This is a genomic window from Streptomyces sp. NPDC048516 (assembly GCF_043199875.1).
Classification (GTDB): Bacteria; Actinomycetota; Actinomycetes; order Streptomycetales; family Streptomycetaceae; genus Streptomyces.
Window position 1 is genome coordinate 390,924 of sequence record NZ_JBICWS010000001.1, and the last position, 26,007, is coordinate 416,930.

General features: G+C 71.7%; 24 protein-coding genes. 7 read left to right on the forward strand and 17 right to left on the reverse strand.

Annotated features, from left to right (window positions below; translation table 11 throughout):
* Positions 1-71 precede the first annotated feature (71 nt).
* Both ACGFR7_RS01770 and ACGFR7_RS01775 read right to left on the reverse strand, forming a co-directional pair.
* Positions 72-914, reverse strand: coding sequence for an alpha/beta fold hydrolase (locus tag ACGFR7_RS01770; protein WP_393311836.1), 843 nt, complete (start codon positions 912-914; stop codon positions 72-74).
* 142 nt (positions 915-1,056) lie between these two features.
* Complete coding sequence (locus tag ACGFR7_RS01775; RefSeq protein WP_393311838.1) at positions 1,057-1,722, reverse strand: aspartate/glutamate racemase family protein; 666 nt, start codon at positions 1,720-1,722, stop codon at positions 1,057-1,059.
* A gap of 299 nt (positions 1,723-2,021) precedes the next feature.
* On the opposite strand from ACGFR7_RS01775, the gene ACGFR7_RS01780 reads away from it, so the two are divergent.
* Positions 2,022-2,768 (forward strand): GntR family transcriptional regulator, encoded by a 747-nt coding sequence (locus ACGFR7_RS01780; RefSeq protein ID WP_393311840.1) that lies wholly within the window; start codon positions 2,022-2,024, stop codon positions 2,766-2,768.
* A gap of 52 nt (positions 2,769-2,820) precedes the next feature.
* On the opposite strand, the gene ACGFR7_RS01785 is transcribed toward ACGFR7_RS01780, so the two are convergent.
* Positions 2,821-4,008, reverse strand: coding sequence for an ROK family transcriptional regulator (locus ACGFR7_RS01785; protein WP_393311842.1), 1,188 nt, complete (start codon positions 4,006-4,008; stop codon positions 2,821-2,823).
* A 234-nt stretch (positions 4,009-4,242) separates the two neighbouring features.
* Positions 4,243-5,982: a CocE/NonD family hydrolase gene (locus ACGFR7_RS01790; protein WP_393311844.1), complete on the reverse strand. Its 1,740-nt coding sequence runs from the start codon at positions 5,980-5,982 to the stop codon at positions 4,243-4,245.
* Between the two features lie 98 nt (positions 5,983-6,080).
* Here ACGFR7_RS01790 and ACGFR7_RS01795 point away from each other — a divergent pair, with 98 nt between their 5' ends.
* Together ACGFR7_RS01795 and ACGFR7_RS01800 are read left to right on the forward strand one after the other, a co-directional pair.
* Positions 6,081-6,821 carry a TetR/AcrR family transcriptional regulator gene (locus tag ACGFR7_RS01795; protein WP_393311846.1) on the forward strand — a complete coding sequence of 247 codons (741 nt, stop codon included), beginning with the start codon at positions 6,081-6,083 and terminating at the stop codon, positions 6,819-6,821.
* A gap of 126 nt (positions 6,822-6,947) precedes the next feature.
* Positions 6,948-7,379 carry a hypothetical protein gene (locus tag ACGFR7_RS01800; RefSeq protein WP_393311848.1) on the forward strand — a complete coding sequence of 144 codons (432 nt, stop codon included), beginning with the start codon at positions 6,948-6,950 and terminating at the stop codon, positions 7,377-7,379.
* A 21-nt stretch (positions 7,380-7,400) separates the two neighbouring features.
* Here the strand turns inward: ACGFR7_RS01800 and ACGFR7_RS01805 are convergent, their stop codons facing one another.
* From ACGFR7_RS01805 to ACGFR7_RS01830, 6 genes are all read right to left on the reverse strand, one after another.
* Entirely contained in the window at positions 7,401-8,417 is a 1,017-nt protein-coding gene (locus tag ACGFR7_RS01805; protein ID WP_393312622.1) for a TolB family protein, read from the reverse strand.
* 26 nt (positions 8,418-8,443) lie between these two features.
* Complete coding sequence (locus tag ACGFR7_RS01810; protein ID WP_393311850.1) at positions 8,444-9,772, reverse strand: MFS transporter; 1,329 nt, start codon at positions 9,770-9,772, stop codon at positions 8,444-8,446.
* A 1-nt stretch (position 9,773) separates the two neighbouring features.
* Entirely contained in the window at positions 9,774-10,652 is an 879-nt protein-coding gene (locus tag ACGFR7_RS01815) for an alkaline phosphatase family protein (RefSeq protein ID WP_393312624.1), read from the reverse strand.
* Between the two features lie 162 nt (positions 10,653-10,814).
* Positions 10,815-11,372 carry a G/U mismatch-specific DNA glycosylase gene (gene mug, locus ACGFR7_RS01820; protein ID WP_393311852.1) on the reverse strand — a complete coding sequence of 186 codons (558 nt, stop codon included), beginning with the start codon at positions 11,370-11,372 and terminating at the stop codon, positions 10,815-10,817.
* 11 nt (positions 11,373-11,383) lie between these two features.
* A complete protein-coding gene (gene purB, locus ACGFR7_RS01825; RefSeq protein ID WP_393312626.1) occupies positions 11,384-12,817 on the reverse strand; it encodes an adenylosuccinate lyase in 1,434 nt (477 codons plus the stop codon).
* Between the two features lie 145 nt (positions 12,818-12,962).
* Positions 12,963-13,733 (reverse strand): SGNH/GDSL hydrolase family protein, encoded by a 771-nt coding sequence (locus ACGFR7_RS01830; protein WP_393311854.1) that lies wholly within the window; start codon positions 13,731-13,733, stop codon positions 12,963-12,965.
* A gap of 125 nt (positions 13,734-13,858) precedes the next feature.
* Here ACGFR7_RS01830 and ACGFR7_RS01835 point away from each other — a divergent pair, with 125 nt between their 5' ends.
* On the forward strand, positions 13,859-14,482 hold the full coding sequence (locus tag ACGFR7_RS01835) for a TetR/AcrR family transcriptional regulator (RefSeq protein ID WP_393311856.1): 624 nt from the start codon (positions 13,859-13,861) through the stop codon (positions 14,480-14,482).
* Here ACGFR7_RS01835 and ACGFR7_RS01840 read toward each other — a convergent pair.
* The 4 genes from ACGFR7_RS01840 to ACGFR7_RS01855 form a co-directional block, all read right to left on the reverse strand.
* A complete protein-coding gene (locus ACGFR7_RS01840; RefSeq protein ID WP_393311858.1) occupies positions 14,457-15,698 on the reverse strand; it encodes an FAD-dependent oxidoreductase in 1,242 nt (413 codons plus the stop codon). The genes ACGFR7_RS01835 and ACGFR7_RS01840 overlap by 26 nt on opposite strands.
* A gap of 163 nt (positions 15,699-15,861) precedes the next feature.
* Complete coding sequence (locus tag ACGFR7_RS01845) at positions 15,862-16,881, reverse strand: hemolysin family protein (RefSeq protein WP_393311860.1); 1,020 nt, start codon at positions 16,879-16,881, stop codon at positions 15,862-15,864.
* Positions 16,878-18,221 (reverse strand): hemolysin family protein, encoded by a 1,344-nt coding sequence (locus ACGFR7_RS01850; RefSeq protein WP_393311862.1) that lies wholly within the window; start codon positions 18,219-18,221, stop codon positions 16,878-16,880. The genes ACGFR7_RS01845 and ACGFR7_RS01850 overlap by 4 nt, the downstream gene beginning before the upstream one ends.
* A gap of 352 nt (positions 18,222-18,573) precedes the next feature.
* Positions 18,574-18,999 carry a GNAT family N-acetyltransferase gene (locus tag ACGFR7_RS01855; RefSeq protein WP_393311864.1) on the reverse strand — a complete coding sequence of 142 codons (426 nt, stop codon included), beginning with the start codon at positions 18,997-18,999 and terminating at the stop codon, positions 18,574-18,576.
* Between the two features lie 338 nt (positions 19,000-19,337).
* Between ACGFR7_RS01855 and ACGFR7_RS01860 the strand changes: the two genes are divergently transcribed.
* Positions 19,338-19,736 carry a DUF4440 domain-containing protein gene (locus ACGFR7_RS01860; protein ID WP_393311866.1) on the forward strand — a complete coding sequence of 133 codons (399 nt, stop codon included), beginning with the start codon at positions 19,338-19,340 and terminating at the stop codon, positions 19,734-19,736.
* Positions 19,737-20,622: 886 nt separating this feature from the next.
* On the opposite strand, the gene ACGFR7_RS01865 is transcribed toward ACGFR7_RS01860, so the two are convergent.
* Positions 20,623-21,288, reverse strand: a complete 666-nt coding sequence (locus ACGFR7_RS01865; RefSeq protein ID WP_393311868.1) for a 1,4-alpha-glucan branching protein — start codon at positions 21,286-21,288, stop codon at positions 20,623-20,625.
* Between the two features lie 590 nt (positions 21,289-21,878).
* Here ACGFR7_RS01865 and ACGFR7_RS01870 point away from each other — a divergent pair.
* On the forward strand, positions 21,879-22,319 hold the full coding sequence (locus ACGFR7_RS01870; RefSeq protein ID WP_393311870.1) for a VOC family protein: 441 nt from the start codon (positions 21,879-21,881) through the stop codon (positions 22,317-22,319).
* A 460-nt stretch (positions 22,320-22,779) separates the two neighbouring features.
* Here ACGFR7_RS01870 and ACGFR7_RS01875 read toward each other — a convergent pair whose 3' ends face one another.
* The gene (locus tag ACGFR7_RS01875; RefSeq protein ID WP_393311872.1) at positions 22,780-23,253 is read right to left on the reverse strand and encodes a carboxymuconolactone decarboxylase family protein; all 474 of its coding nucleotides are present in this window, start codon (positions 23,251-23,253) and stop codon (positions 22,780-22,782) included.
* A gap of 336 nt (positions 23,254-23,589) precedes the next feature.
* Here ACGFR7_RS01875 and ACGFR7_RS01880 point away from each other — a divergent pair, with 336 nt between their 5' ends.
* Positions 23,590-25,137 carry a helix-turn-helix domain-containing protein gene (locus ACGFR7_RS01880; protein ID WP_393311874.1) on the forward strand — a complete coding sequence of 516 codons (1,548 nt, stop codon included), beginning with the start codon at positions 23,590-23,592 and terminating at the stop codon, positions 25,135-25,137.
* 84 nt (positions 25,138-25,221) lie between these two features.
* Here the strand turns inward: ACGFR7_RS01880 and ACGFR7_RS01885 are convergent, their stop codons facing one another.
* Positions 25,222-25,962: a DUF4232 domain-containing protein gene (locus tag ACGFR7_RS01885; protein ID WP_393311876.1), complete on the reverse strand. Its 741-nt coding sequence runs from the start codon at positions 25,960-25,962 to the stop codon at positions 25,222-25,224.
* Positions 25,963-26,007 lie beyond the last annotated feature (45 nt).

Sequence of the window (26,007 nt, forward strand, 5' to 3'; positions counted from 1 at the left end):
CCAAGGCACCCGGCACGGAGCGCGGCAGAGGCCTTCGCGCCGTCGCGGGCCAGGCGAAGCCGGCGCGCTCGCTAGGAACTGCCCCGGCCGACGGTGTCGAGGACGACCCGCGCCACCAGCGCCGGATCGTCGTGCATCGGCACATGCCCGCAGCCCGGCAGCCGTACCAGCCGCGCACCCGGAATCGTGTGCTTGGCGCGCACGCCCTGGCGGGGGAGCAGCAGGCGGTCCCGGCTGCCCCAGCCGATCGTGACCGGAACGTCCGGCACATCGGCGGTGAACCGCACCTCGCGGCCGGCCGCCAGCGTCGGCGCAAAGCCGGGGCCCTCGCGCAGCGCCCTGGTCTCCGCCACGACGGCCGCGGCCGAACGACGGCCGGGGTGGGCGTAGATGGTGCCGGTCAGTGAGGCGCGGCCGAGTGCGGTCCGGGCCAGGGTCTCCACCACCGGCTCGGGCAGCGCCTGCGCCCCGGCGTACATGCCGCGCAGCACGCCGAAGGCGTACCGCCGCTCGGCCCGGGTCCAAAAGCCCGCGGGCGAGAGCGCGGTGACCGACCGGACGGCCCGCGCGCGGCCCAGCTCCAGGGCGAGCAGCCCGCCCAGCGAGTTCCCCACCACATGCGGGTGGTCGGCGCCGAGCTCCTTGAACGCGGCGATGAGCAGCGGGACGACCGACGACAGCGCGTAGGAGGAACCACCGGGCAGTGCGGGGGAGGCGCCGAAGCCCGGCAGATCGAGGGCGATGACCTCATGGGACGCGGCCAGGATGTCGCACACCGGGCGCCAGGCCTGGAGATGGTGGCCGATACCGTGCAACAGGACGACGGGGTCGCCCGCGCCCTTGCGCTCGTAGGCGACCGTGAACGGCGGCCGGTCCTCGGGGGTGACACGGGCGAAGGAGACCGGGGTGGCCATCAGAACTCCTCGGGGGTGCGGTGCGTGCGGTGGTCCCGGGTGTGCGCTGACACGATGCCAGGTGCGACTACCGAGCGGTATGGGGCCGCCGGGACGAGTACGCGAGGCGCCGCGGGCCACGCGGCCGGGGCTTCGAAGCCCCCTAGACCGCCCGCGATCCGGAGCAGTCGGTGTCTCCCGTCACCAGTTGAGCGGCGGCGCGCAGACCGGTCCGCGGGCCGGCCAGCACCGGCACACCGGCATCGAGCCCGTCGGCCGCCGGCGCCATGGAGGCCTGTGCCAGGACGATCACGTCGGCGTCCCGGATCTCTTGCGCCGCGGAGGCGACCGCCGTCAGATAGCCGTCGCGGTCGCCGGCCTCGAAGCGCTCCCAGGCGTCCGGCACCAGCACGGTGCGCACGCCGATCTCGCGGCCGGCCCGGTCGGCCTCCTGCCTGATCAGGTCCTCCGTCGGGACGAGGGTGCTTTCCACCGTGGCGAGTACGGCGATGCGCGGGCCGGTGGCGACGGCGGTCGCGGCCATCGGGCGGTCCACCCGCAGGACGGGGAAACCGAGCGCCGCACCGGCCGCCTCGGCGACCGAACCGATCGTCGAGCACGTGCACAGCGCCGCCCGCGCCCCGCCCCGGGCCGCCCCCGCCAGGTCGGCTTCGAGGTCCTTGGCCACCGCATCGGGGCCCTGTGCCCTTGCCCGGTCCAGGAGTTCGGGGCGTACGAGGTGATCCAGCGTCAGGCCGGGGGCCTCCTCGTCGCGCAGTGCGTCGAAGACCGGGACGTGAACGGGAGAGGTGTGCAGGAGGGCGAGCATGCCGGTGACGCTAGCGGGTGGCGTGCGGGAGGGCGCGGGCGGGGCGGCCGGTACGGGTGGCCGGGACGGGCCGTCGTGCCGATCCGTAACGGATGCCGGATTGGTCTTGACCAAGGGTGGGGGCGGCCATATCGTCGGGATACTGCAACAACCTTTCATAAAGAAGCGCTCATTATCGGGCGTGCCAGGCGGGCTCGCGAAGCGGCGGGCGTGCAGGCGGGCCCGCGAAAGCGGCGTCTGGGGTGTGGGCCCGAGCCCACGGGGGCGCAGAACCGGTAACGGCCAGTGCGGAGGACAGGGTGGGGACCACGCAGCTCGAAACGGTGCCGGAGCCGAAGTACTGGCACCTCAAGACCGTGCTCAGCGAGGCGCTGGACTCGGAGTTCGCGGTCGGCGAGATTCTGCCCAACGAGCGTGAGCTGGCCGCGCGGTTCGGCGTCGCCCGGGCCACGCTGCGGCAGGCCCTCGAACAGCTGGAGCTGGAAGGCAGACTCCAGCGCCGCCGCGGTGTGGGCACCACCGTCGCGCCGCCGCGGATAGGTGTCGCCGTCGACCCCGTCCGCCACACCTGGCCCGGCGCCGTTGGTGACGACTGGCAGCCGCTTGACGCCGTCGAGAGCGATACGGTGCCCGCCGCGGTGGCCGGACTGCTGGCGACCGCCCCCGGCGACCCGGTGCACATCGTGCGCCGCAGCCGGGTCACGCACGACCGGCCGGTCGCCGCCGAACTGCTGTACGTCCCTGCGGCCGCGCTCCCGGACTGCGCGCCGGCCGCCTCGCTCGGCGCCCCGGCCCGGGCCCGCGCGGTGCTGCACGCGCTGCAGACGCTGGAGCTGGACGGCCAGGACCGTACCGTCGAGCTCGGCTCGGCCCGTGCGGAGGACGCCAAGCAACTGGACCGGCTCCCCGGCGCGCCCGTCCTGGTGGTCACCACCCGCTATGTCTCCGGGGGCCGTACGACTGCCGTTGCGGTCTCCACCTACCGTGCGGACACCTGCCGTCTGACTTTCGGCGAGAGCGACGCGGGCGCCCTGCTCGCGGGGTGAGCGCCCGACGGCCGAGGTACGGGCTCCCGCAGGCTCTGGTCGTCAGTGCTGGTCAGCGGGGGCCCGGCACCACGTCGTGGCGCGTGGGGCGGGCCGGCGCCGCACCCTCCACCGCGAAGAGTTCGCCCTCCACATGATCGAGCGCGAGCCGCAGCGCCCCGGTGGCGACCGCCGCGTCGCCCAGCCGGGACAGGGCGACCTGCGGCGGGCGCAGGCAGTAACGCGCCAACTCCGCGCGCAGCGGCTCCAGTACGCCGTCCAGCCCCGCAGCCCAACCGCCGATCACCACCAGCTCCGGGTCGAGCGCCAGCACCAGGGCCGCGACATCGTGCACCAGCCGCCGCAGGAAACGGTCGACCGCCTCGCGGGCCTGCGCGTCGCCCTCCCGCGCCGCCGCGAAGACCGCCGCGACCTGCGCCTCGTCCAGGGGGTGCAGCGGCTCGCCGGTCGTCGACAGCAGCCTCTCCGGTGTCGCCTCGCGGCCGAGCAGGTGCAGGGCGCCGATCTCCCCGGCCGCCCCGCCGAATCCGCGGTGCAGGCGTCCGCCGATCAGCGAGCCGGCGCCCGGGCTGAGTCCGGCCAGCACGAAAACGATGTCATCGGAGCCGATGGCGGCACCTTGCCAGTGTTCGGCCACCGCGGCGGCATTCGCGTCGTTCTCGACCAGCACCGGGCAACGGAACGACCGCCGCAGCCGCTCGCCGAGCGGCAGACCCGTCCAGCCGGGCAGGGCCGTGCTCAGCCGGACGGTGCCGTCCGCCTCCACGATGCCGGGGCCGGCCACACCGACGGCCCGCAGCGAAGGCCGGGGCACGCCCGTGCGGCGCAGCAGATCGGCCACCACGGCGCGGACCCGCTCCAGCCGCTCGTCGGCCGGTGCGCTCTCCTCCACGGCGCGTTGCGCGGTGTCCAGCACCTGGCCGCTCAGATCGGACAGCAGGGCTGCGACACGGTGCGGGCCGATCTCGATGCCCAGCAGATGCCCGGCCTCCGTACGGAACCGGAACCGGCGGGCAGGACGCCCCTGACGGCGGGTCCCGCCTTCCTCGGCGGCCGCCTCGACCACCAGGCCGGTCTCGATCAGCCCCTCGACCACGCCCTCGACCGTCGGCCGGGACAGGCCCGTCACCTGGACGAGGTGGGTGAGCGTGGGGGAGTCCGCGGCGCGCAGCGCATGCAGCACCACGGCGGAGTTGATCCGTCGCAGCAGGGAGGGGTCCCCGCCGGTGAGCCGCCCCAACGTCCGTCTCCCTCGCTTCGCGTGTGGGGCGGATCGTAGCCGGTCACCGGAGGGGCGGCGAGCCCCACGGGGCGGCCGGGCGGGTGCAGGAGTCCGGCCCGGCGCGCGCCGGCGAGGGATCGCCGGAGGGGCGGCGCCTTCGCCGGCAGGAGGCAAGGGGGAGGGGGAGAGGGGGAGAGGGGGAGAGGACGAGGGGCAGGCAGGGAGCGAAGGCGCCGGTGGTCGGGTCAGCGTTCAGGGTTGGTGCCGTTTGGTGCCGTTGGTGCCGTTGATGTCGTTGGCACCGTGGGTGTCGGTGAACTCCTCGTCGGCGACGGGGAGAACGAGCCGGGACGGGTGGTGGAGCGAGACCTCGGCCGGTATGAGCCGGGTGGCCGTCGCCGGAGGCTCGCCGGTGCCGGTGTTGCGGGCGAAGCGTGGGTGTGCGCCGCCGCTGACCTGCAGGCGGATCCGGTGTCCGGCGGGAAAACGGTAGGCCGTGGAGCTCATCGCCACCGTGACGGCGGCCGGGGTGGCTCCGGTGGCGTCCGTGGTGGGGCCGGGCCGCAGCCGTTGCAGCCCGTCGCAGATGTTGGTCGACCGGCCCCGGTCGTCGACGTCGCAGAGCCGGGCGAAGACATCGGCGTGACCGGTGTCCGTGGTGACCCGTAGCTCCACACGGACCGGCCCGTGGAGGCGCACCGGCTCGGTGAGCGGCGCGGTGGTGAAGGTCAGGACGTCTTCCCTGGCCTCCAGTGCGGTGTTGTCCTGATACCCGGCCTTGCCGGACAGCAAGGGGCCGCCGACCGAGGGCGTCGGATCGGCAGGGTCGTAGCGGAAGGACACCGGCGCCGGGGCGTTCTCGGGCATCCGGGTGCGCAGGGTGCCGTGGCCGTCGAGGTACCAGTGGTGGGCCGTCGTCGCCGGGGGCCAGTCGGGAAGGTCCTGCCATGCCTGCCCGCCGGCCACGTGCACCCGCGCCTTCGTCGTCCGCAGGCCGGACGGGTCGTCGCACAGGTGGGCCCGCAGCCAGGCCAGGCTTTCGGCGAAGACCTCGGGCCAGCCCTGCTGCATGGCGGAGTTGTGCGTCCAGGGGCCGACGAGCAGGCTGCGGTCGCAGCCGGCCCGCCGCAGTCCGTCGTACTGCTGCAGGGTCTGGTCGAGGGCCACGTCGTGCCAGCCGGTGATCAGGCTGGTCGGCACCCTCAGGCCTTCGGCCACGGATCGCAGGTCCACCCCGTGCCAGTGCGCGTCCTCCGGTTCGGGGCGGACCATCGCCTCCTCCAGGAACGGCACCCTTCCGCCCAGGCCGGGCACATAGGCCGTGCCGAGCGGAAGCGTGCGCGTGATCGTGCGGAAGTGGCGCCGCAGCCGCAGTGCGGCCCACAGAAACCTCGGTACGCCCCGGTGCTGATGCGCCATGCCCATGGAGGTGGCAAGGGCACTCTCCAGCGCGAAGGCGCCGCCGGGGTGGAAGTAGCCGTGCAGGTCGTGCAGGCCGACCTGGATCACCATTGCGCGCAGTTCCGGCGGCGGGTCCGCGGCAAGTGCCCACTGGACGTAGCCCAGGTAGCTGGCGCCGATCGTGCCCAGCGCGCCCGTGAACCAGGACTGCCGGCGCAGCCAGGCGACGGTGGCCCGGCCGTCGGCGGCCTCGTGGCGCCACAGGTCGAAGGTGCCGCCGGACCCTCCGGTACCGCGGCAGCTCTGCAGGACGACGTGGAAGCCCTGTTCGGCGAAGAGCACGCCGTACATGGGCGCCCAGGGGAAGCCGCGGCCGTACGGCGAGCGGACCAGGAGTGTGGGGAAGTCGCCCTCGGCCAGGGGGAAGTAGTGGTCGGTCAGCAGTTCACTGCCGTCCGCCGCGGGCACCACGAGGCCGGGCTCGTAGGCGATGTCGTGGAGCTTGGGCGGCAGGCCCCGGAAGGTGCGCCGCATGGCGCGGACGTGCAGGGGTGGCTGCTTCGCGGACGAGTGGTGCGTGGCCGTCGTCATGGTGCCTCGATTCCTGGAGCGGTCTCCGCGCATATTTCCAGTACGTCGTACGAGAATAGCGTGTGGTGGGATGGCGCCAGAACCGAGGAGAGGTTGCCGTGGCCCGTACAGCAGGCTCATCAGGCCGTCATGCCGGTGTGGATCCCGAGCTGCTCTGGTCGCGGGCCGAACGCCCGCGGCGGGGCAGGCCGCCGGCGCACGACCGCGCCGCGATCACCGCCGAGGCCGTTGCCCTCGCCGACGCCGAAGGGCTCGCCGCGGTCACGATGCGCGCGGTCGCGGGCCGGATCGGCGCGGGGACGATGTCCCTCTACAGCTATGTCCCCAACAAGGAGACGCTGCTGGAGCTCATGATCGATCAGGTGAGCGGCGACCACCGGCTGCCGCCCGAGGCCTCCGGTGACTGGCGCGCCGACCTCCGGCGGATCGCCCACGAGCAGCGCGCGATCATGCACCGCCACCCCTGGCTGCCCGGCGCCCTGCCCGCGCAGCAGACGCTCGGTCCGAACACCCTGGCCGTCTGGGAGCACACCCTCGCCGTCCTCGCCCCCGCCGGCCTCGATGCCCGGGCGAGGCTGGAGACCTTCAGCCTGCTCACCGGCTTCGTGGCCAGCCACGTGCTGTACGAACTCGCCCAGGAGCGGGCGGTCGAGGGGGCCGGGCGCACCTCCGGCGAACTCCTCGACGCGCAGGCGCGCTACCTCAAGTCCGCTGCCGCCGCGGGCAGCTTTCCGCACCTCGCCGCGGCGCTGGAGGCGACGGGTAACGACCCGGCCCCGCAAGCCGTTTTCGACCGTCTCCTCGACCGCATGATCAACGGCCTTACGGCGGCGATGTGACCCCGGTACCGGAGTTCCCGCCGGAGTTCCCGCCAGGGCTCCCGCCGGAGCTCCCGCCGGGGCGCCCGGCTGCGGCTGCACGGCCCGGGAGGGTCAATTGTCAGACCCGGGCGGTTTACTGACGGCATGACCACTGACGCGTATCTGGCCGCCGTAGACCGGCTGCGGCTCCGGGAATTCCCCGCTGCCCGGGCCCGTTCCGCCATGGTCGAGAGCGGGCCGGGGTTCCACATAGCCGGTCTGCGGGTCAGCCAGGAGTTCTGGGACGCGGACCTCGCCGAGGTGGCCGAGGCCGCGGAGGAGTTCGAGGCCGAGCTGACGGCGCTGGTGCAGGCTCTGTCGTTACGGTGGGGCGAGCCCGAAACGGTCGATCTCGCCGACCACCTGGAACGGTCGGCAAGGGGACTGCCCGTCCCGCCACCGCTGGACACCCTGTGCGGATATGTCCCGCGGATGCACGGCTGGCGGGTTCAGGGCCGGTGGATCGGGGTGGGCGTGGGGCAGGGCGACCGTGAGCTGCCCTTCCAACTGCTGGTGGCGGTGGGGGAGGGGCGATGACGTAGAGGGGGTGCCGCGGCGTCAGCGGGGGAAGACGGGGGCGAGCGCCGCGGTGACGAGCCGGTGCGGGGCGCCGGTGCCGTCGGCGGGGACGGTCCACAGGTCCGAGCCGAAGTCGCCCGGCAGGGAGTAGACCAGAGTGCGGTCGTCGCGCCAGACGGCCTGGTCGTCGACGTTGCGGTGTTCCCCGGTCGCCCTCTCGCGCAAGGTGCGCAGATCGAGGACGTACAGACGCCAAGGAGCGTTGGGGTCGGCGCCCTTGACGCGCTTCTTGTACGCGAGCCGGGTGCCGTCGGGGGAGAGCGAGGGGCATTCGACGTTGGGGTGCAGCGCCCGGAGGGTGCGGGTGGTGCGGTCGCCGCGGACGAGGTAGGTCTTTCCGGCCGTGGCAGCGGTGGCGTAGAAGTGGGTGTCGTCGGCGAAGGTGACGCCCCAGACATTCACATCGGCCGCGTGCACCGGACGCCCGTCGACGGTCAGGGCATAGGTCTCCAGGTTGGCGTCCGGATGCCGGCCGCGGGTGTCGACGACGGAGGTGCGGGTGGAGAAGGCGGTACCCGCGTAGGAGTCCCCGCTGACGAAGACCGTCCATGCGACGGTACGGCCGCTGGGGGAGACCCGGGCGCGGGTGGGGGTGCCGGCCAGTTCGTAGTGGCGCAGCGGACGCAGGCGCTTGTCGAGGATCACGGCCCGGTAGGTGTCGCGGAGCGTGCCGTGGACCGCCTGAAGACAGATGCCGGTGCCGCCGGCCGCGTGAAAGCGCAGGCAGCGGACGCCGGATGCGGTGCGCGGGCCGGTGAGCCGGTCTGCCGGGACGGCGGTGATCTCGTCGCGATGCGGGCCCCAGGCCATGGTGCGGAACAGGCTGCGGTGCGGGTCGTCCAGGCGTACGGCTCCGGAGGTGACCGGGGGGCCGCCCGCCTGGGGGCGCTCCTTGCGGGCGGCGCGCCCTGCGGCGTGCAGCGTCGCGCCGACGGCGACCCCGCCGAGCACGAGCACGGTGACGAGCAGGAGGAACAGGCGTGCGCCGCGGCTCAGGGGAGTGCGGTTCGAGGGGGTGCGGCTCACCGTGTGTCCTCCGAGGGGGAGTTCGAGGTCGGCGCCGGGACGGCACGGCGCAGAAGGCAGGCGCTGACGGCCGCGGCGAGCGCCAGGCCGATGACGGCGGTCAGGACGGCGGTGCGGTCACCCCAGGTGGTCCAGGCGGCGCCGAAGGCGAGGGAGCACACGAAGCGGGCGGCGGTCTGGCCGGTCTGCACCACGGCCAGACCGCTGCCGCGGGCGTCCTGGGGCACCGCATCGGCGGTCGCCGCCGCCAGCACTCCGTCGGTCGCCGCATAGAACGAACCGTGCAGCACCAGCACGGCACAGACCAGGGCCGCCCCGCCGGCCGACCAGACCAGCAGCAGCCCGTAGGCACCCAGCAGCGCCAGATGTCCGGAAAGGAACAGCCGCCGCCGGCCGATCCGGTCGGCGACGGCCCCCAACGGCACCGCCAGCAGCAAGAACGCCGCGGCCGTGCCCAGCGGCAGCAGCGGGAACCAGCCCGTCGGCAGATCCAGCCGCCGCTGCAGGGTCAGATACAGGAAGGAGTCGCTGACGGTGGTCAGCCCCAGCAGCACCGCACACCCGGTCAGCCGGCGCACCTCCGGCCGTCGCAGCAGGGTGCGCACCGGCGTCCGGGGCCCGGCCGGGGCACGGTCGTCCGCGGCTCCTGCGGCATCCGGGATGCGGCGCGGGACGAACAGCAGCAGGACGATCACCCCCAGTACGGCCACGCAGAAGCTGACCGTGAAGACCGCGTCATAGCCTTCCGCCGCCACCCGCAGCAGCACGAACGCCACCAGCGGCCCGCACAGCGCCCCCGCCGTGTCCATGGCCCGGTGCACCCCGAACGCCCGCCCCCGGGCGGCGGGTTCGGCGGCCAGGGAGATCAGCGCGTCCCGCGGCGCGGTCCGCAGCCCCTTGCCGGTACGGTCCACCGCCAGCACTGCCCCGATCAACGGCAGCGAGTGCACCATCAGCAACAGCGGCTTGCACAGGGCGGAGAGCCCGTACCCCACCACGGCCACCGTCTTGTGGCCGCCGCCCCCGCCCCGGTCCGACAGTCGGCCCCCCACCAGCCGGACCAGCGCGCTCACCCCGTTGTAGACCCCGTCCAGCACCCCGAACCCCCAAGGGGACAGGCCGAGTTCGGCGACAAGGTAGAGCGGGAGCACGGCGGTGACCATCTCCGAGGAGATGTCCGTGATGAGACTGACGGTGCCCAGCACGAGCACCGTCGAGGGGAGCGCGGTCCCGGCGCGCCGACGCGGATGGTGGTCCGTCGTGGCGCGCCGGTCACCCGGCGGAGCGGAGGCCGAGGAGGCGGAGCGGCGGTCCGCGAGATACACGTCAGCCGGCCCAGATGCCGCTGATGTCCTTGGCGTCGGCGGCGTTGCCCGCGTGTGAGGTGCCGTACATGTCCTCGAGGGTGCGCAGGACGTCGTAGTGGTTGTAGGTGGCGGCGGAGGTGGCGCCTGCCGTGACCGGCTGGCCGTAGAGCACGGTCGGGATGCGGTTTCCGCTGAGCCGGTTGTCCTCGTCGAAGGTGAGCAGCAGCAGGCTGTTGTGGGTCGTGGCCCAGTCCGCATAGCTCTTGAGGTGGTCCTTCAGCCAGGTGTCACCGCTGGAGACCGAGCAGTCGTGCATATCGCTGCACAGATTCGGCACGACGAAGGAAACGGTCGGCAGCGTCGCGAAGTCGGTGGGAAACGCGTCGAAGGTGTGCGCCGAGCCGGTGGAGACATTGCCGAAGCCGAACCACGGGTTGTGCTTCTGCGCGTACTTGCCGCTCTTGCAGGTGGTGGACCCCTCGGACGGCAGCGACTCGTTGTAGCTCGCCCAGGACTTGCCGGCCGCTGCCAGCTCCGAGGCGAGGTTCGGGGCGTCGCTGAATCCCGGGTCGACGCAGCTGTCGTCGGTGACGCCCTGGGTGTCACCGGAGAAGAGGGCGTAGTAGTTGGGCTGGCTGGGGTGGGTCTCGGCGTAGGAGGCGGTGAGACTGGCACCCCCGGAGGCCAGGGAGTTGATGTACGGGGCGCCGGAGCTGCCGATCACCTGGCTGTAGGCGTGGTTCTCGAAGACCACCACGACCACATGGTCGGGGGCCGGTAGGGCGGCCACGGCCGGCTCGGCGCCGAAGCCGTTGCCCGCCCAGATGCCGAGTCCGGTGGCGGCGAGGGCGAACGCCCCGGCGAGCGCGGTGACTTTGCGGCGGCGCGAGCGGCGGATGCCGTGGGAGGAGGGGGACGCTGCGGGGGAGGGGGACGCGGAGAGGGCAGGCACAGGAGTCTCCGTAAGGGAGTGGGGGCTGCGCGGGCGGCGTCAGAGTAGAGCCGCCGGGTAGGCATGTACATGCCTTCAAGGTGGCGGCCGGCCGAACGGCGGACGACCTTATGCGCCGTCGCCCTCCGCGAACGCCGCGGCGCGCAGCCGCCCGTACTCCTCGGCCAGGGTCGTCGGCGTCCAATGGGCGTTGAGCCCGCTCGGGTTGGGCAGCGCCCAGATACGGGTGTCGCCCAGGGTGCGTTCCTGCGGGCCGATCGTGGCGTGCTTGTCGTCGAAGGCGACGCGATAGGCGGTGACCCCGGCGACGGCGAGCCAGCGCGGGCGCAGCCGGGCCACCTTCTCGGCCAGCAGCCGGCCGCCCTCGCGGTACTCGTCCGCGGTCAGCTCGTCGGCCCTGGCGGTCGCCCGGGCCACGACATTGGTGATGCCGAGGCCGTGGGCGAGCAGTTCCTCCTGCTCGGCGGGCCGGAACTGGCGCGGAGTGAACCCGGCGGCGTGCAGGGCCGGCCAGAAACGATTTCCGGGGCGGGCGAAGTGGTGGCCGGTGGCCGCCGTCATCAGCCCGGGATTGATACCGCAGAAGAGCACGTGAAGGCCGCTCGCGGCCACGTCGGGGACGAGGCGGTCGCGAGCGGCTTCCAGCTCTTCGGGGGTGAAGCGCACGGGTCCTCGGGTCAGAGGATCGAGCCGGGGGTGTAGGCCGCGGCCTCCGGGTGCTGCTTGGCGATCTCCTCGATCCGGGCGGCGACGGACGCCACCTGGTCGGCCGCCGCGCCGGTGAAGGAGAGCTTGTCCGCCATCAGGGCGTCCAACTGCGCCTTGTCCAGCGGGATCCGCGCATCCGCGGCCAGCTTGTCCAGCAGCTCGTTGCGCTCCGCGCCCTGCTCGCGCATGGCCAGCGCCGACGCGACCGCGTTCTCCTTGATCGCCTCGTGCGCCTCCTCACGGCCCACACCGGCGCGTACGGCGCCCATCAGCACCTTCGTGGTGGCGAGGAAGGGCAGGTAGCGGTCCAGCTCGCGGGCGATGACGGCGGGGAAGGCGCCGAACTCGTCGAGCACGGTCAGGAACGTCTCCAGCAGGCCGTCCAGCGCGAAGAACGAGTCCGGCAGCGCGACCCGGCGCACCACCGAGCAGGACACATCGCCCTCGTTCCACTGGTCACCGGAGAGCTCACCGGCCATCGAGGCGTAGCCGCGCAGGATCACCATCAGACCGTTGACGCGCTCGCACGAGCGGGTGTTCATCTTGTGCGGCATCGCCGAGGAGCCGACCTGGCCGGGCTTGAAGCCCTCGGTGACCAGCTCGTGTCCGGCCATCAGCCGGATGGTCTTGGCCAGCGAGGACGGGGCGGCGGCCAGCTGCACCAGCGAGGTCACCACGTCGTAGTCGAGCGAGCGCGGGTAGACCTGGCCGACGGAGGTGAAGGCCTGGCCGAAGCCGAGGTGCCCGGCGATCCGCTGCTCCAGATCGGCGAGCTTGGCGGCGTCGCCGCCGAGCAGGTCGAGCATGTCCTGAGCGGTGCCGACCGGGCCCTTGATGCCGCGCAGCGGGTAGCGCGAGAGCAGGTCCTCCAGCCGGCCGTACGCCACCAGCAGCTCATCGGCCGCGGTCGCGAAGCGCTTGCCCAGCGTCGTGGTCTGTGCGGCGACATTGTGCGAACGGCCCGCCATCACCAGCTCGGCGTTCTGGGCGGCCAGTGAGCCCAGACGCGCCAGCACGGCGACCGTACGGTCCCGCATCAGTTCCAGGGACAGCCGCACCTGCAGCTGCTCGACGTTCTCCGTCAGGTCGCGGGACGTCATGCCCTTGTGGACCTGCTCATGGCCGGCGAGGGCGTTGAACTCCTCGATGCGGGCCTTGACGTCGTGCCGGGTGACCTTCTCGCGCTCGGCGATGGAGGCCAGGTCGACGGTCTCCAGGACCCGCTCGTAGTCGGCGAGCGCCTGCTCGGGGACCTCCACCCCCAGGTCCTTCTGCGCGCGCAGCACGGCGAGCCACAGCTTCCGCTCCAGCTTGACCTTGTACTCGGGGGACCACAGCACGGCCAGCTCCGCGGAGGCGTAGCGGCCGGCCAGGACATTGGGGATGCGAGGCTTCGCAGACACAGCAGTCACGTGGGGAGAGTCTACTGGCGGTTTGCGCAGGCCGGCGGCCCGGTCCCCGCTGTACGTTCCTCCAAGCATTCTTCCGGGCACTCCGCCGGGCCGGGACGCGGGCGCGGCACCCGGTGTACCGGCCAGGAGCGGGAGGTCAGCCCTCGTACGGCAGCAGCTCGGGGCGCTTCGCCGGGCGGCCGTCGCCCGAGGAGCGGCCGGTGAGCCGCCGTCCTATCCACGGCGCCAGATGCTCGCGCGCGAAACGCAGATCCCCTGCGCGCCGCGCACCCCAGCCCGGCGGCGGGGTGGCCGGCAGCGGTGCGTCCCAGTCCGACTCGGCGGGCAGTCCGAGCGTCTGCCAGACGGCCTCCGCCACCCGGCGGTGCCCCTTGGCGTTCAGGTGCAGCCGGTCATCCGCCCACATCCGCGGGTCGGACAGCGCCCGCGACGCGTACAGGTCCACGACCGCCGCACCGTGCCGCGCGGCCACCTCGTCGATCCAGGCGAACAGCTGCTCCATCCGCGGCCGGAAGCGCTCCAGTACCGGCCCCTGCCGTCCCGGGCTGCGCATCAGCACCAGCTGCCCGCCGCCCCGCGCCAGCAGCGCCGCGGCCTCCTCGAACCGCGCGCACACCTGGTCCACCTCACACCGGGGCCGCAGGACGTCATTGAGTCCGCCGACCAGCGTGACCAGGTCGGCGCCCATCGAGGCGGCCGGCCCGCACTGCTCGTCGGCGATCTGCCCGATGAGCTTGCCGCGCACCGCGAGATTGGCGTACCGGAAACCGGGCGAGGCGGCCGCCAGCCGGGCGGCGAGCAGGTCGGCCCAGCCGCGGTACGAGCCGTCCGGCAGTCCGTCCGACATCCCCTCGGTGAAGCTGTCGCCGACCGCGACAAAACTGGTGTAGTGAGCATTCATTTCCATGGCCCGGTGATCCTACCGCTCGCCATACCGGTCGGTATGGCGAGGTCCGCGGCGGTGCGCCGGGCACCTGCGGTGTACGGTCTGAAGTCGTCGTGAGGGCGAGGAAAGGTACAGGTGGAAGCGCGATGACTCCTCGCCGGGAGGCCGGACCCGACGCGCTGACCTTCACCGAACGGGGCCGCCGCCAGCAGCTCATCGAGGCCACCATCGACCTGATCTCCACCCGCGGTTACCCCGCCACCTCTCTGTCGGCGATCGCCGAGCGCGCCGGCCTGTCCAAGGCTGCGGTGCTCTACCACTTCTCCTCGAAGGACAACCTGACCCGGGCGGCACTGGAGCAGGTGATGGAGCAGTTCCGCGGGCATGTCGGCGAGCGGGTGGCGCGGGCGGCGGGCCCGCGGGACGCGATCGTCGCCTACGTACGGGCGATGATCGGCTACCAGCAGGCCCACCGCCGCCAGGTGCGCGTGATCACCGAGATGCTGCTCGACGACGACGGGGGGACCCGGCTCAAGACGCCCGGCTCGCACGACACTCACGGCCGCTGGCAGGCCCTCGCCGCACTGCTGACGGAAGGCCAGGAGGCCGGTGTATTCCGGGAGTTCGACGCCCAGACCATTGCCCTGGCGATCGGCGGGGCGATCGACGGGGTGATCGCGCACTGGCTGGCCCACCCGGAGCTCGACCTGGACGCCGCGGCCGCGGAGCTGGAGGAGTTCACCCTCAACGCGATCGAGCCCCGGCGCTGACCCGGGCGAAGGCGGGAGCCCGCTCGGGACGGACTCCGACCCCGCCCAGATAGCCGGCCACCGTCCGCAGCGGCGGCACCCGTCGCAGCAGCCGCATCGGCACCGGCAGCCGGTCCGCGTCGAGCGTGCCGTCCAGCGCGGACCGGATCATCGTGTGCTCCGCCTGCTGGGACTTCTGCGCCACGGCCATCGGCAGGTGCCGCCGCTTTTGGACGTGCGCCAGATCGGCCACGCCGACGGTGCCGCGGCGCAGCGGTGCCGCCAGGATCCGGGCCGCCGCGACCGCGTCCTGCAGCGCCAGATTGACCCCTACGCCGCCGACCGGCGACATGGTGTGCGCCGCGTCCCCGATGCACAGCAGGCCGTCCCGGTACCAGCGCCGCAGCCGCCCGAAGGTCACCTCCAGCAGCTTGACGTCGTCCCACGAAGCGATGGCGCCGGTCACCTCGTCGTCCCAGTCGAACAGCGCCCCGAGCCGGTCGCGCAGCCACTGGATGTCGTGGGCGCGCAGCTCCGCGTCCCGGCCCTTCTTGATCAGATAGGACGTCTGGTAGTACGTGCCGCGGTCCATGGTGACCGCTGCCTGGCCGCCGCCGAAGCGCGCAAAGACCCGGCCGTCCTTGAGGGGGTCGGCAGGTGCGTCCACGCGTATCTGCCAGACGTCCATCGGTACCTCGAACAGCCGCTGCCGGAGCCCGGCCGCCTCCCGCACCCGCGAGTCCCGGCCGTCGCAGGCGACCGTCAGATCCGCGACCAGCTCGCCGGGGCTGCCGTGTTCGTCGTGGAACCGCACCCCCGTGACGCGGCCGCCCTCGGTCAGCAGCCCGGTCACCTCGGTCTGCATCCGCAGAGTGAAGCACGGCTCCTCGGCTGCCGCCCGCGCGAGCAGATCGAGGAAGTCCCACTGCGGGACCATGGCGACGTACTTGTGCCGGCCTGGGATGCGCCGCATATCGCCCAGTACCACCGTGGTGGTGCCCACCTGCGCCCGCATCTCCGCCAGTTTGGCGAACGGCAGCCGGGCGAACGCCTCGCCGAGGCCCAGCTCGTCCAGCAGCCGCAGGGTCGACGGATGGACGGTGTCCCCGCGGAAGTCCCGCAGGAAGTCGCCGTGCTTCTCCAGAACGGTCACCTCGATGCCGGCCCTGGCCAGCAGCAGTCCGAGCATCATTCCGGCGGGTCCCCCGCCCGCTATGCAGCACCTGGTGCGATCCATGCCCCTGCCCCCTCGTCGCGTCGGATGCGATGGCGACCGGTGAGGGCACGCACACGTCCGAGCGCACACGCGTCCGAGCACGCACACGTCCGGGCGCACAGCGCCTGACCGATCGGTCAATAATCTAACCGATCGGTCAGGCGCTCGGGATGCCGCCCTTTCGTCAGGCCGCGGGCCGCTGCAGCACCAGCTCCCGGAGCACGTCCTCCATCGTCACCAGCCCGGCCAGCCGCCCGTCCTCGCCGATCACCGCGGCCAGATGCGTACGCGATCCGCGCATCGCCGTCAGCACGTCGTCCAGCAGTGTCGAGGCCTTGACCCGGGCGATCGGGCGCAGCGCGGACACCGGGAAGGGCACATCGCGCGGGGCGGCGTCCAGCGCGTCCTTGACGTGCAGATAGCCGAGGATGCGGCGGGTGTCGTCGACGACGGGAAAGCGGGAGAAGCCGGACTCGGCGGCCAGCTGCTCCAGCTCCTCGGGCGTGGCCCCCATCCGTGCGGAGACGACCTTCTCGGCCGGCAGCACCACGTCCCTGACCGGGCGGCGGCCCAGCTCCAGGGCGTCCCGCAGCCGCTCCTGCGCCCGTTCGTCGAGCAGCCCGGCCGCCCGCGAGTCCTCGACCATCTTCGCCAGCTGGTCGTCCGAGAAGGTCGCGGCGACCTCGTCCCTGGTCTCCACCCGCAGCAGCTTGAGGAGTGCATTGGCGAGTGCATTGATCGCGAAGATCACCGGGCGCAGCGCCCGGGTCAGCGCGACCAGCGGCGGCCCGAGCATCAGGGCGCTGCGGACCGGCTCGGCCAGTGCGACGTTCTTCGGCACCATCTCGCCGAAGAGCATGTGCAGATAGGTGGCCAGCGACAGCGCGATCACGAACGAGATCGGATGGATCAGCGTGTCCGAGATCCCCACGGCGTGGAACACCGGCTCCAGGAGATGCGCGATGGCCGGCTCGGCGACCGCGCCCAGCACCAGGGTGCACAGGGTGATGCCCAGCTGGGCGGCCGCCAGCAGGGCCGAGACATGTTGCAGACCCCACAGCACGCTGGTCGCCCGGCGGTCACCGCGCTCGGCGTACGGCTCGATCTGGCTGCGGCGCACCGAGATCACGGCGAATTCGGCGCCCACGAAGAAGGCGTTGACGACCAGTGTCAGCAGGCCCACGAAAAGCTGCAACCCGATCATCGGCGGGCCTCCGCGTCCTGCTCGTCGTGGCTGCCCGGGAGCGGGGCGTGCAACAGCACCCGCGCGGCGCGATGGCCGGAGGCGTCCAGCACATCCATCCGCCAGCCGGCCACCTCCAGGGTGTCGCCGGCCACCGGTATCCGGCCGAGTTCGGTGGCGACCAGTCCGGCGAGGGTTTCGTACGGGCCCTCGGGCAGCCACAGGCCGATCCGCTGCAGTTGGTCGGTGCGAGCGGAGCCGTCGGCCTGGTAGACCCTGCGGCCTTCGGCGTCGGTGCCGGCCGGCGTCAGGTCGGGAGTCTCCATCGGATCGTGCTCGTCGCGGACCTCGCCGACCACCTCCTCGACGATGTCCTCCAGCGTCACCACGCCGGCCGTGCCGCCGTATTCGTCGATGACCACGGCCATCGTGCGCTTGCCGGAGAGCCGGTCCAGCAGCCGGTCCACGGTCAGCGTCGTGGGCACCAGCAGCGGCTCGCGCACCAGCTCGGACACCGGGTGCCGGGGCCGGCGTTCGGCCGGGACGGCGAGTACGTCCTTGATGTGTGCCACCCCGACGACGCTGTCCAGGCTGCCGCGGTAGACGGGGAAGCGGGACAGCCCGGTCGCCCGGGTCGCATTGGCCACGTCCTCCGCGGTGGACTGCACCTCCAGCGCGATCACCTGCACCCGCGGGGTCATGACGTTCTCCGCGGTCAGATCGGCGAGGTTGAGGGTGCGGACGAACAGCTCGGCGGTGTCGGGCTCCAGCGCGCCTTCCTTGGCGGAGTGCCGCGCCAGCGCCACCAGCTCCTGCGGACCGCGCGCCGAGGCCAGTTCCTCCGCGGGCTCCAGACCCATCCGGCGGACCATGTGGTTCGCGGCATTGTTGAGATGTCGGATCAACGGCTTGAAGGCGGCGCTGAAGCCGCGCTGAGCGGTGGCGACCCGTTTCGCGATGGCCAGCGGGTCGGAGATGGCCCAGTTCTTCGGCACCAGCTCGCCGACGACCATCAGGACAACCGTCGAGATCGCCGTTCCGAGCACCAGGGCGGCCGATTCCGCCACCGAATGCGGCAGGCCCATGGCGTCGAGCGGCCCCGCCAGCAGGGTGGCGATCGCCGGCTTGGACAGCATGCCGATGACCAGGCCGGTGACGGTGATGCCGAGCTGCGCGCCGGAGAGCTGGAAGGTGAGGCTGCGGACCGCCTTCAGCCCGCTGTCCGCGCCCCGGTCGCCGCGCTCGGCGGCGCGTTCGAGGTCGCTGCGCTCGACGGTCGTCAGGGAGAACTCGGCGGCGACGAAGACCCCGCAGGCCAGGGTCAGAAGGAGTGCTACGCCCAGAAAGAGCAGGTCGGTCATCGAGTCACCTCCGTCCCATGATCGAACAGGATCGGGAGGTTCGCGCTCTGTCGAATGGATGATCGACAACTAGGAGGCTCGCCCATGGCTGGACGCTCACACACCTTTCACTCGGGGGAGGGGAGACTCCATAGTAAAGGATCAGCAAAGTTGCCGGTCGCGGGCGAGCCCGCCCCGTGCCGGGGGCCGGAGCGGTCGCGGGCGAGCCCGCCCCGTGCTGGGGGCCGGAGCGGGCTCTTTGGGCGTAGGGGCGTAGGGGCGTAGGGGCGTAGGAGCGTAGGAGCGTAGGGGCTAGGGGCGCCAGTGCGACGGCGTATCGGTGTATCGGTGTATCGGGATGTCCGGGGGTAGCTCAGCCGTCGAGGTGCTTGACCCAGCGGCTCCACTGGGGCTCGGGCGCGTAATCCGCCGCCCGCCATGCATGCTGCGCCGTTTCATTGCGGTCCAGCACCATCGCATCGCCGCGCCGCCCGCCCAGCGCACGGAACCGCTCCTCGGCCGCCGCCAGCAGCGCACCACCGATGCCCTGCCTGCGGTACCCGGGGTGCACGGCCAGCCGGTAGAGGTGGCAGCGCCATCCGTCGAAGCCGGCTATCACGGTCCCCGCGAGGACGCCGTCGCGCTCTGCGAGGAGCAGGGCTTCGGGGTCTCGTGTGACGAGTCGGGCCACTCCGTCGTGGTCGTCGCTGATGCTCGTGCCTTCCGCGGCTTCGCGCCAGAACTGCAGCACCGTGTCGATGTCCGAGAGGGTGGCGCAGCGGATGTGGAGATCACTCATGGAGCGAGCCAAGCAGAGCGCCGGACTATTCGGCGAACGGTTTCCGTGCCGAGGAACGAGCTTGGTCCAGGCGCAACCAAGCTCCATGTCCTCGGCCGGTACAGCCTCACCGCCTCCGCACCACGCGACGGGCTGCGGCCCCCGCGTGCCCCGGACGTGGTCGGCCCCGACGACGATGACGAAGGCAGACGATGAGGAAGGCAGACGACGATGACGAAGGCAAGGGGAGCGAGCCGGGCACCGGGAGCCGCGCATGGTGCGCGACGGTCTGCTCGACGACGTAGCGCCGCTTGTCGAGACCGGCGATCTCCGACGCCCCTCGGTGTTACCGTCGCGCCATGTCCAAGATCGAAATAGACGTGGTGACCGCCGAGTTCTTCGATGCCTTTGACAACCGGGGCGGCAAGACTGCCGATGTGGCCCGGATCCGCCGGCTGGTGCTTCCGAGTGGCGTGATCGTCAACACCGGCGCGCAGTTCACCGTCTACACCGTGGACGAGTTCATCGAGCCTCGGCAGCGGCTGCTGACCGAGGGTCGGCTGGTCGAGTTCTCCGAGTGGGAGACCTCCGAACGGACAGAGATCGCGGGCGATATCGCGTCGCGGTTCAGCGAGTACCGCAAGTCCGGGATCATGGATGGTGAGAAGTTCGAGGGAGGCGGGACCAAGACCATCCAGTTCGTCCGCACCTCAGAGGGTTGGCGGATCGCAGCGTTTGCCTGGTACGACCACTCCTGAGCACAGGGGCGGTCGGCTGCGCTTATCAGCTCGGGTTGATGTGGTGCGTCGAACCGGGCTCAATCATCCTCGGCCGACATGGTAAATCGAGCACGTTGATGGCCGGTCGCTTCCGGCCCCGGGAACATTGACACAAGGTGCTGTGGGCTCGTAGCCGGGCCATGGCTACTGCTGCTTCTTGCGGCGTCGCCAGCGGATGAGGCCGCAGGTCACGGAGACGAAGGCCGCGTGGTGCGGGGTTCCAGCTCTACTACTTCCGGGGCGCCAGGCCCGGAGAATGCCGAGTTTCCAGCCGAGGCCCAACGACCACAAGATCGATGCCGAACCCGGTTCGTGCGCGAGTCGCATGGAGTTTCGGCGTTCGACAATTCAGGGAGCGTTTCCTCGAAGGGATTCATTCCGCACCAGATCGACCGGTCCAGTGTTCCCAGCACACTCCGGGTGATTCGACGCGGCAGGGACCCAAGGCATGACGAGATCGTCCCGGCTCCGGGGCGGATCTCACCCTGAGAGATATGCAGAGGAGCTGGCCAATCCACGATCAGCCGGGAGATCGGCCGCAACGTTATCGGCGCTTACCAGAATTGTCATTGAGGCGATCGGGGGTAGGCGAACCGGGACGACTGTGTCATGCATGCGGAGCGGAGGAAGCCGGACGAGGGGCGGCAGCCGTAGGTTTCCCGGGCGATGCGTGCGGCAGAGCGCAGCTGCTGCTGCCGGCACCACCTTCGCAAGCCGGCACCTGCTCACCGGCTGGGCCGGGCGATACTCGCCGCCCATCGGAAACGGAAGACAGGAAAGGAGTAGGCACAGGTTCCCGGGTTCCCGGTTCCCGGGTTCCCGGGTTCCCGGGTTCCCGGGTTCACGAGAATGTGCAAGACAGCTGTTAGCTCCGAGAGCCGCTCTGCAAGGTGGCGAACAGTCCCGTGGCGCGGCTGCGATCCGGCATGTGCCAGGAGCCGGCGACATGGCCGATCGTTCCCCGCGGGGGGACGGATGAGGCGTCCGGGGCGGGCCGAAGTGCCCGGTGCAACCGGAGGACCATGCCGTTCAGCGTGGGCAGTTCCGTGCTCTGCCGGGTGTCGGTGGCAGCCGTGCTGAAGTCCATGCGGATGGGGCCTTCGCCGGTATGGGCACAGGTGACGTCCCGGGCCGGGGCGCCAGTGGTGTTCTGGTCCTGGGCCTGGGCCCGCCCCTCGATCAGAGCCGGCAAGCGGTCGGCCAACACCGGGTCATGGCAGCCGTCGTAGACCCAGCGCCGCCCCAGCACTCCGTGCTCCATGGTGCCGACGAGCGCGTGCTCGGCTCCGTCGAGCGGGGCGCCGCGATACGTGAGCGGAACGAGGTAGGCGGTCGGCAGAGGGCCGGAGGCGTCGGTGACCACGATGAACTCGATCCCGACCTCACCCTGCGGGTCGTCCAGCCGGAAGCCACCGGCGTTGGCCAGCTCCGGCCCTCCCGCGCCGCCGTGATACCACGGACGGGAGGGGAGCCAGGAGGCGAGGAGTTCCAGTTTGGTCGGTTCAAGGCGGGTGTGGTGGATGACAGCCATGCCGAGCGTTCTCCCGTCACGTGGATATGAGCCCTCCCACCTTTCCATCTGCAGTGCGCTGACGGAGCGGTATCCCAGCGCCAAGGGGCGACGGCTCCCGTCGGGTCCACCGGCGGTGCGTCAGATCACCGACCCCCGCAAGACATGATCGGCCCTGACCAGGACCCACTCTCGTGAGAGGCCGGACCGCAGGCTCGCTCCATACATGATGAGGAGGACCCGTCCGTACGAGCCGCTGTCGAAAGCGAACCGCGGCTCCGACTGCAACGGCCACCGAGCGCGACGCACTTCACTGTGGCGCAGGAGTGCGGCAGGGTGGCATCTGTACTTCCATCAGGGCACGCTGACCGACAACACCTGGGTTCTTCTCTTTGGTCAGCGTCGGGTCCAGATCTTTGGTCAGTGTCGGGTCCAGATGAGGGTTGCTCGCGAGGTGGGGTGCGGCCCGGTAGGCGATCGCGAGCCGTAGGGCGTCGGCAAGGTGAAGCACCCGAAACATCGACACTTCCGGGTGTCGAGAATGCGGCACCGGCTCCGTCCCAGCGGTACCAATAGCCAGAACGGACTGCGCGACGAAGAAGGAGCACCCCGTGTCGATTCAGCGGATGGACAACGTAGGCATCGTCGTCGACGACCTGGAGGCTGCCATCGCCTTCTTCACCGAGCTCGGCATGGAGCTGGAAGGCGAAGCGCAGATCGAGGGTATCTGGGCGGACCAGACGGTCGGCCTCGACGGGGTCCGCAGCGCCATCGCGATGATGCGCACCCCGGACGGCCACGGCAAGCTGGAGCTGACGAAGTTTCACACTCCCGCGGCGATCACTGCCGGGCCGCTCAACCCGCCACCCCACACTCTGGGCCTGCACCGTGTCATGTTCGCCGTCGACGACATCGACGACACGATCACCCGCCTGCGCCGTCATGGCGCCGAACTCCTCGGCGAGGTGGCGCAGTACGAGAACATCTACCGACTCTGCAACCTCCGCGGCCCCTCGGGGATCATCGTCGCGCTGGCCGAACGGATCGGCTAGGTGTATTGATCACGAGCGTTGTTGACAGAAGAAGATCCCGGCGGCCGTCAACTGCCGCTGGGCACTCGGTGGCGGTGGCGTCGGTGGTGCCCGGGCGGGGATGGAGCGCGTGGCTGTAGCGGGCGTCGAGTTCGGTCGTGGGGCGCTTTGCGGGGCCCTGTGTCGGCATGGGGGATCTCCTTCCCTCGTCCCCCTAACGACCGGCTGTCCGCGTCGATCTCATCGCCAGGGTTGTTCGTGTCTCTGGACGCCCGATAGCGACAGTTCTACGGTCGCGCCCCGGCCGGGAGCGGCAGCCGCATGACGGCAGTCGACGCGCTGAAGGTAGAGGGGCGTGAGGGGCATGTGATGCTGCAGCCACGGAGCACCGCCGGCCGGGGCACCGCCGGCCGGGGCACCGCCGGCCGGGGGCCGGGGCGCCGGGGCACCTGGGTGTCAGCAGGTGGCCCGGCGCCCCGGGTCAGGCGAACTGGCCGGGCCGGTAGTCGCCGGCGGGCTGCTGGATGAGGACGTTCGCCCGGTTGAAGGCGTTGATGAGGGCGATCGCGCACACCAGGGCGGCCAGCTGCTCCTCGTCGTAGTGCTTGGCGGCGTTCGCCCAGGCCTCGTCCGTCACCCCACCGGCCGCATCCGCGATGCGGGTGCCCTGCTCCGTCAGCTCCAGCGCGGCCCGTTCGGCCTCGGTGAAGACCGTGGCCTCCCGCCACGCCGCGACCAGGTTGAGGCGTACCGAGGTCTCACCGGCAGCGGCGGCGTCTTTGCTGTGCATGTCGGTGCAGAAACCGCACCCGTTGATCTGGCTGGCGCGGAGCTTCACCAGCTCCTGCGTTGCGGCCGGCAGCGTCGAGTCCTCCAGCACCTTGCCTGCCGCAATGATGTGCTTGAAGACCTTTCCCATGGTCGGGCTGCCGAAGGCGTTCAGTCGGGCACTCATGGTGATCTCCTCTGTCGTGGGGTGCCGATGCTGGTTGTCGGCCGTTGTCGGCGCTTGCACACTGATGACGACACAGCTCGGCCGAATGTGACATGAGCGGCCTGACCTGCGGCTTCGCTGTTGCGCCGCAGCGAGGGAAAGGCCGGGGAGCCCGTGCGGTTGCGGGACGCTGGGGTCATGCCGCCGCCGCCCTGGAGAATGCAGTACTGATGATCCAGTACCGGCGCAGCGGAATTGGCGATGTCGGTGTGGGGTGGGGCGGGGCGGTCCGGCTCGGGCCGGTCGTGTGGGGTGAACGGTCCGTGCGCGGTGTGCGCCGGCGGGGAGGGAGTGACAGTGGGGGCGATCGAGGAAGCAGCTGGGGTCGCGGCGCTGCTCAAGGAGTTGAAGGAGCGCTCCGGGAATAGCTACGGGACGCTCGCCAAGCGGCTGCACATGAGCACGTCGACGCTGCACCGCTACTGCAACGGTGACGCGGTGCCGACGGAATACGCACCGCTGGAGCGGCTGGCACGGCTGTGCCGGGCGACACCGGACGAGCTGGTGGAGCTGCACCGGCGGTGGATCCTGGCGGACGAGGCGCGACGCCGGGAGCGGGATCGTAAGCAAGCGGGCAGAGGCACGGCGGTTGTTGCCGCGGGGGAGGAGACGGTTGCTGGGTCCGGGTCTGAGTCCAGGGCTGAGTCCGGGTCCGGGGCTGAGTCCAGGGTCGGGTCCGGGCGGGCGGCCGGTACCCGGTCCGGGCCCGGCTCCGGGCCGGAGTCCCCATCCGCATACGAGTCCGAGTCCGAATCCGAGTCCGAGTTCGGGGCCGAGTGCGACTCCGAATGCGGTGCCGACCGTGGGGCTCACCCCGGTGCCGCGCCCGTGCCGCCACCTGCGCACCTCGCGGCGGGGTCCGTCTCTGGCCGGGTCGCGGGGATCAGCCCCGAGGGGCAGCCCGACGACCAGGCGGTACCCGGGGGCCGCCGGCGGCGTATCGCGCCCGCGGCCGGCATCGCCGTGGCCGCCGTGGCCGTCTCCGCCGCGCTGACCGCCGGACTGGTCGCCGGTGGGGGCGGGCACGGCCGCGAGGCGGCAGCCCGGCGGACCGCAAGTGCGGAGAGCGGCAACGGGGCGGCGCGGGCGGAGGGCGGCCGGTTGCCCTCGGCGTCCGCGAAGCCGCGCGTTACGGGGAGCACGGGCCCGTCCCCGTCCTCATCCCCGTCCACCACCCTCTCCCCGTCCCGTACGGTCGGCGGCGGACAGGCGAACACACCGGGCACGGACGACCGGGCCGGGCTCCCGGTGAGTGTGGATGTCCGCCCGTACCGCTGGGAGAGCCCGTGCAGCCAGCGCTACTTGGTCGACAGACCCCCGGGCAAGATGTCTCCACCACCCCCCGAACAGGACGTCCGGGGCTGGATTTCGTCGCTGGGCGCGGTCTCGGCGGACAGCCAACTGGTGCAGATATCGGTGCAGGGCACGGGGGACAAGACCGTGGTGTTGCACGGGCTGCGGGTGCGGGTGGTGAGTAGTACCGCGCCGCCCGCCTGGAACGCCTACAGCATGGGCGTGGGCTGCGGCGGCGGCATCACGCCCAAGACGTTCGGGGTTTCCCTGGACGCGGCGCAGCCCAGCATCGTGCCGCAGGGCGGACAGCGGGACTTCCCCTACAAGGTGAGCGAGCGCGACCCCGAGGTCTTCAAGGTCACCGCGCGGGCCGGGGTCCGCGCGGTGCGCTGGTACCTGGAGCTGGAGTGGTCCAGCGGGAACCGGCACGGCACGCTCCGCATCGACGACCACGGGCAGCCGTTCCACACCAGTGGGATGGAGGGCCGGCCGCAGTACGACTTCCCGCTGGGCGGCAACAAATGGATTCCCGCCCCGAAGGAGGACGGGTGAGCCCGGCCAGGCCCGGCCGCTACCGGGGCCGCGCTCCGGCCGGCTACCGGGCCGGCCTCCGACCGGATCAGTAGTGCTCGTTCATCAGGTCAGCGCGTCCTCGGAACGGGACTGCCAGTAGGTGACCCATGCCGAACTGTCCGTGTGGACACCCCCGTTGGCCAGCTTGAGCTGCACGGACGGGCCGGTGGATCCGTTGCCATCCCGGTTGCCGAACAGGACGCCGAGGGTGCGGGCGGTGTGGCCGCCGCTGCCCGAGCCGTCCGCGGACTGGTACATGATCCCCGCGTACGCCGACTCGCCCGGCGCGAGGGTGACCACGGCCTGCGGCTTGGAGGCGTCGAGGAACGTGGTGGCGGCCTGGGCGTCGTCCCAGCGGAGGTAAGGCGCGCCGTAGGCGTTGCAGGGCACGGAACCGGTGTTGGTGGCGGTCAGCAGCATGTGGTTCACGGGGCGATGGACCTTGGTCACGGTGACCTTGACGTGCGCGCCGGTGCAGGCGGCGTTCGTCGTCCGGCTGCCGGAGTGCTGTCCGGCGGTCCGCCCCGGGCCGTTCTTACCGGCATTCCCGCTGCCGGAGGTGCCCGACGACATGGCGCTCTTCGACGCCTGACCGCCCTTGGCGGGGCCGTTGCCGTCGCCGTTGCCGTTGCCGTCCGAAGGGGACTGAGCACCCTGGCCGCCGGTCAAGGGCCGGGAGGACGCGGTCGGGGCCTGGCCGCCGGTGTCCTTGGTGGTGTCGTTCTGGCAGGCGGTCAGCGCCAGGCTTGCCGCCAGGACGGCGGTGGAGGCGACGAGTTGGGTGGCGCGACGGGTGGTGCGCATGGTGAGTGGGTGCCTTCTGTTCGGTTGCGTGCGGTCGGAATGCGT

What these genes read in the sequence shown, in the direction of transcription:
- ACGFR7_RS01865 (WP_393311868.1), bottom strand. Translation starts at nt 21,288, where the DNA reads ATGGCTGTCATCCACCACACCCGCCTTGAACCGACCAAACTGGAACTC.
- ACGFR7_RS01790 (WP_393311844.1), bottom strand. Translation starts at nt 5,982, where the DNA reads ATGACGACGGCCACGCACCACTCGTCCGCGAAGCAGCCACCCCTGCAC.
- ACGFR7_RS01885 (WP_393311876.1), bottom strand. Translation starts at nt 25,962, where the DNA reads ATGCGCACCACCCGTCGCGCCACCCAACTCGTCGCCTCCACCGCCGTC.
- ACGFR7_RS01775 (WP_393311838.1), bottom strand. Translation starts at nt 1,722, where the DNA reads ATGCTCGCCCTCCTGCACACCTCTCCCGTTCACGTCCCGGTCTTCGAC.
- ACGFR7_RS01875 (WP_393311872.1), bottom strand. Translation starts at nt 23,253, where the DNA reads ATGAGTGCCCGACTGAACGCCTTCGGCAGCCCGACCATGGGAAAGGTC.
- ACGFR7_RS01840 (WP_393311858.1), bottom strand. Translation starts at nt 15,698, where the DNA reads ATGGATCGCACCAGGTGCTGCATAGCGGGCGGGGGACCCGCCGGAATG.
- ACGFR7_RS01835 (WP_393311856.1), top strand. Translation starts at nt 13,859, where the DNA reads ATGACTCCTCGCCGGGAGGCCGGACCCGACGCGCTGACCTTCACCGAA.
- ACGFR7_RS01850 (WP_393311862.1), bottom strand. Translation starts at nt 18,221, where the DNA reads ATGACCGACCTGCTCTTTCTGGGCGTAGCACTCCTTCTGACCCTGGCC.
- ACGFR7_RS01845 (WP_393311860.1), bottom strand. Translation starts at nt 16,881, where the DNA reads ATGATCGGGTTGCAGCTTTTCGTGGGCCTGCTGACACTGGTCGTCAAC.
- ACGFR7_RS01855 (WP_393311864.1), bottom strand. Translation starts at nt 18,999, where the DNA reads ATGAGTGATCTCCACATCCGCTGCGCCACCCTCTCGGACATCGACACG.
- ACGFR7_RS01770 (WP_393311836.1), bottom strand. Translation starts at nt 914, where the DNA reads ATGGCCACCCCGGTCTCCTTCGCCCGTGTCACCCCCGAGGACCGGCCG.
- ACGFR7_RS01860 (WP_393311866.1), top strand. Translation starts at nt 19,338, where the DNA reads ATGTCCAAGATCGAAATAGACGTGGTGACCGCCGAGTTCTTCGATGCC.
- ACGFR7_RS01800 (WP_393311848.1), top strand. Translation starts at nt 6,948, where the DNA reads ATGACCACTGACGCGTATCTGGCCGCCGTAGACCGGCTGCGGCTCCGG.
- ACGFR7_RS01830 (WP_393311854.1), bottom strand. Translation starts at nt 13,733, where the DNA reads ATGGAAATGAATGCTCACTACACCAGTTTTGTCGCGGTCGGCGACAGC.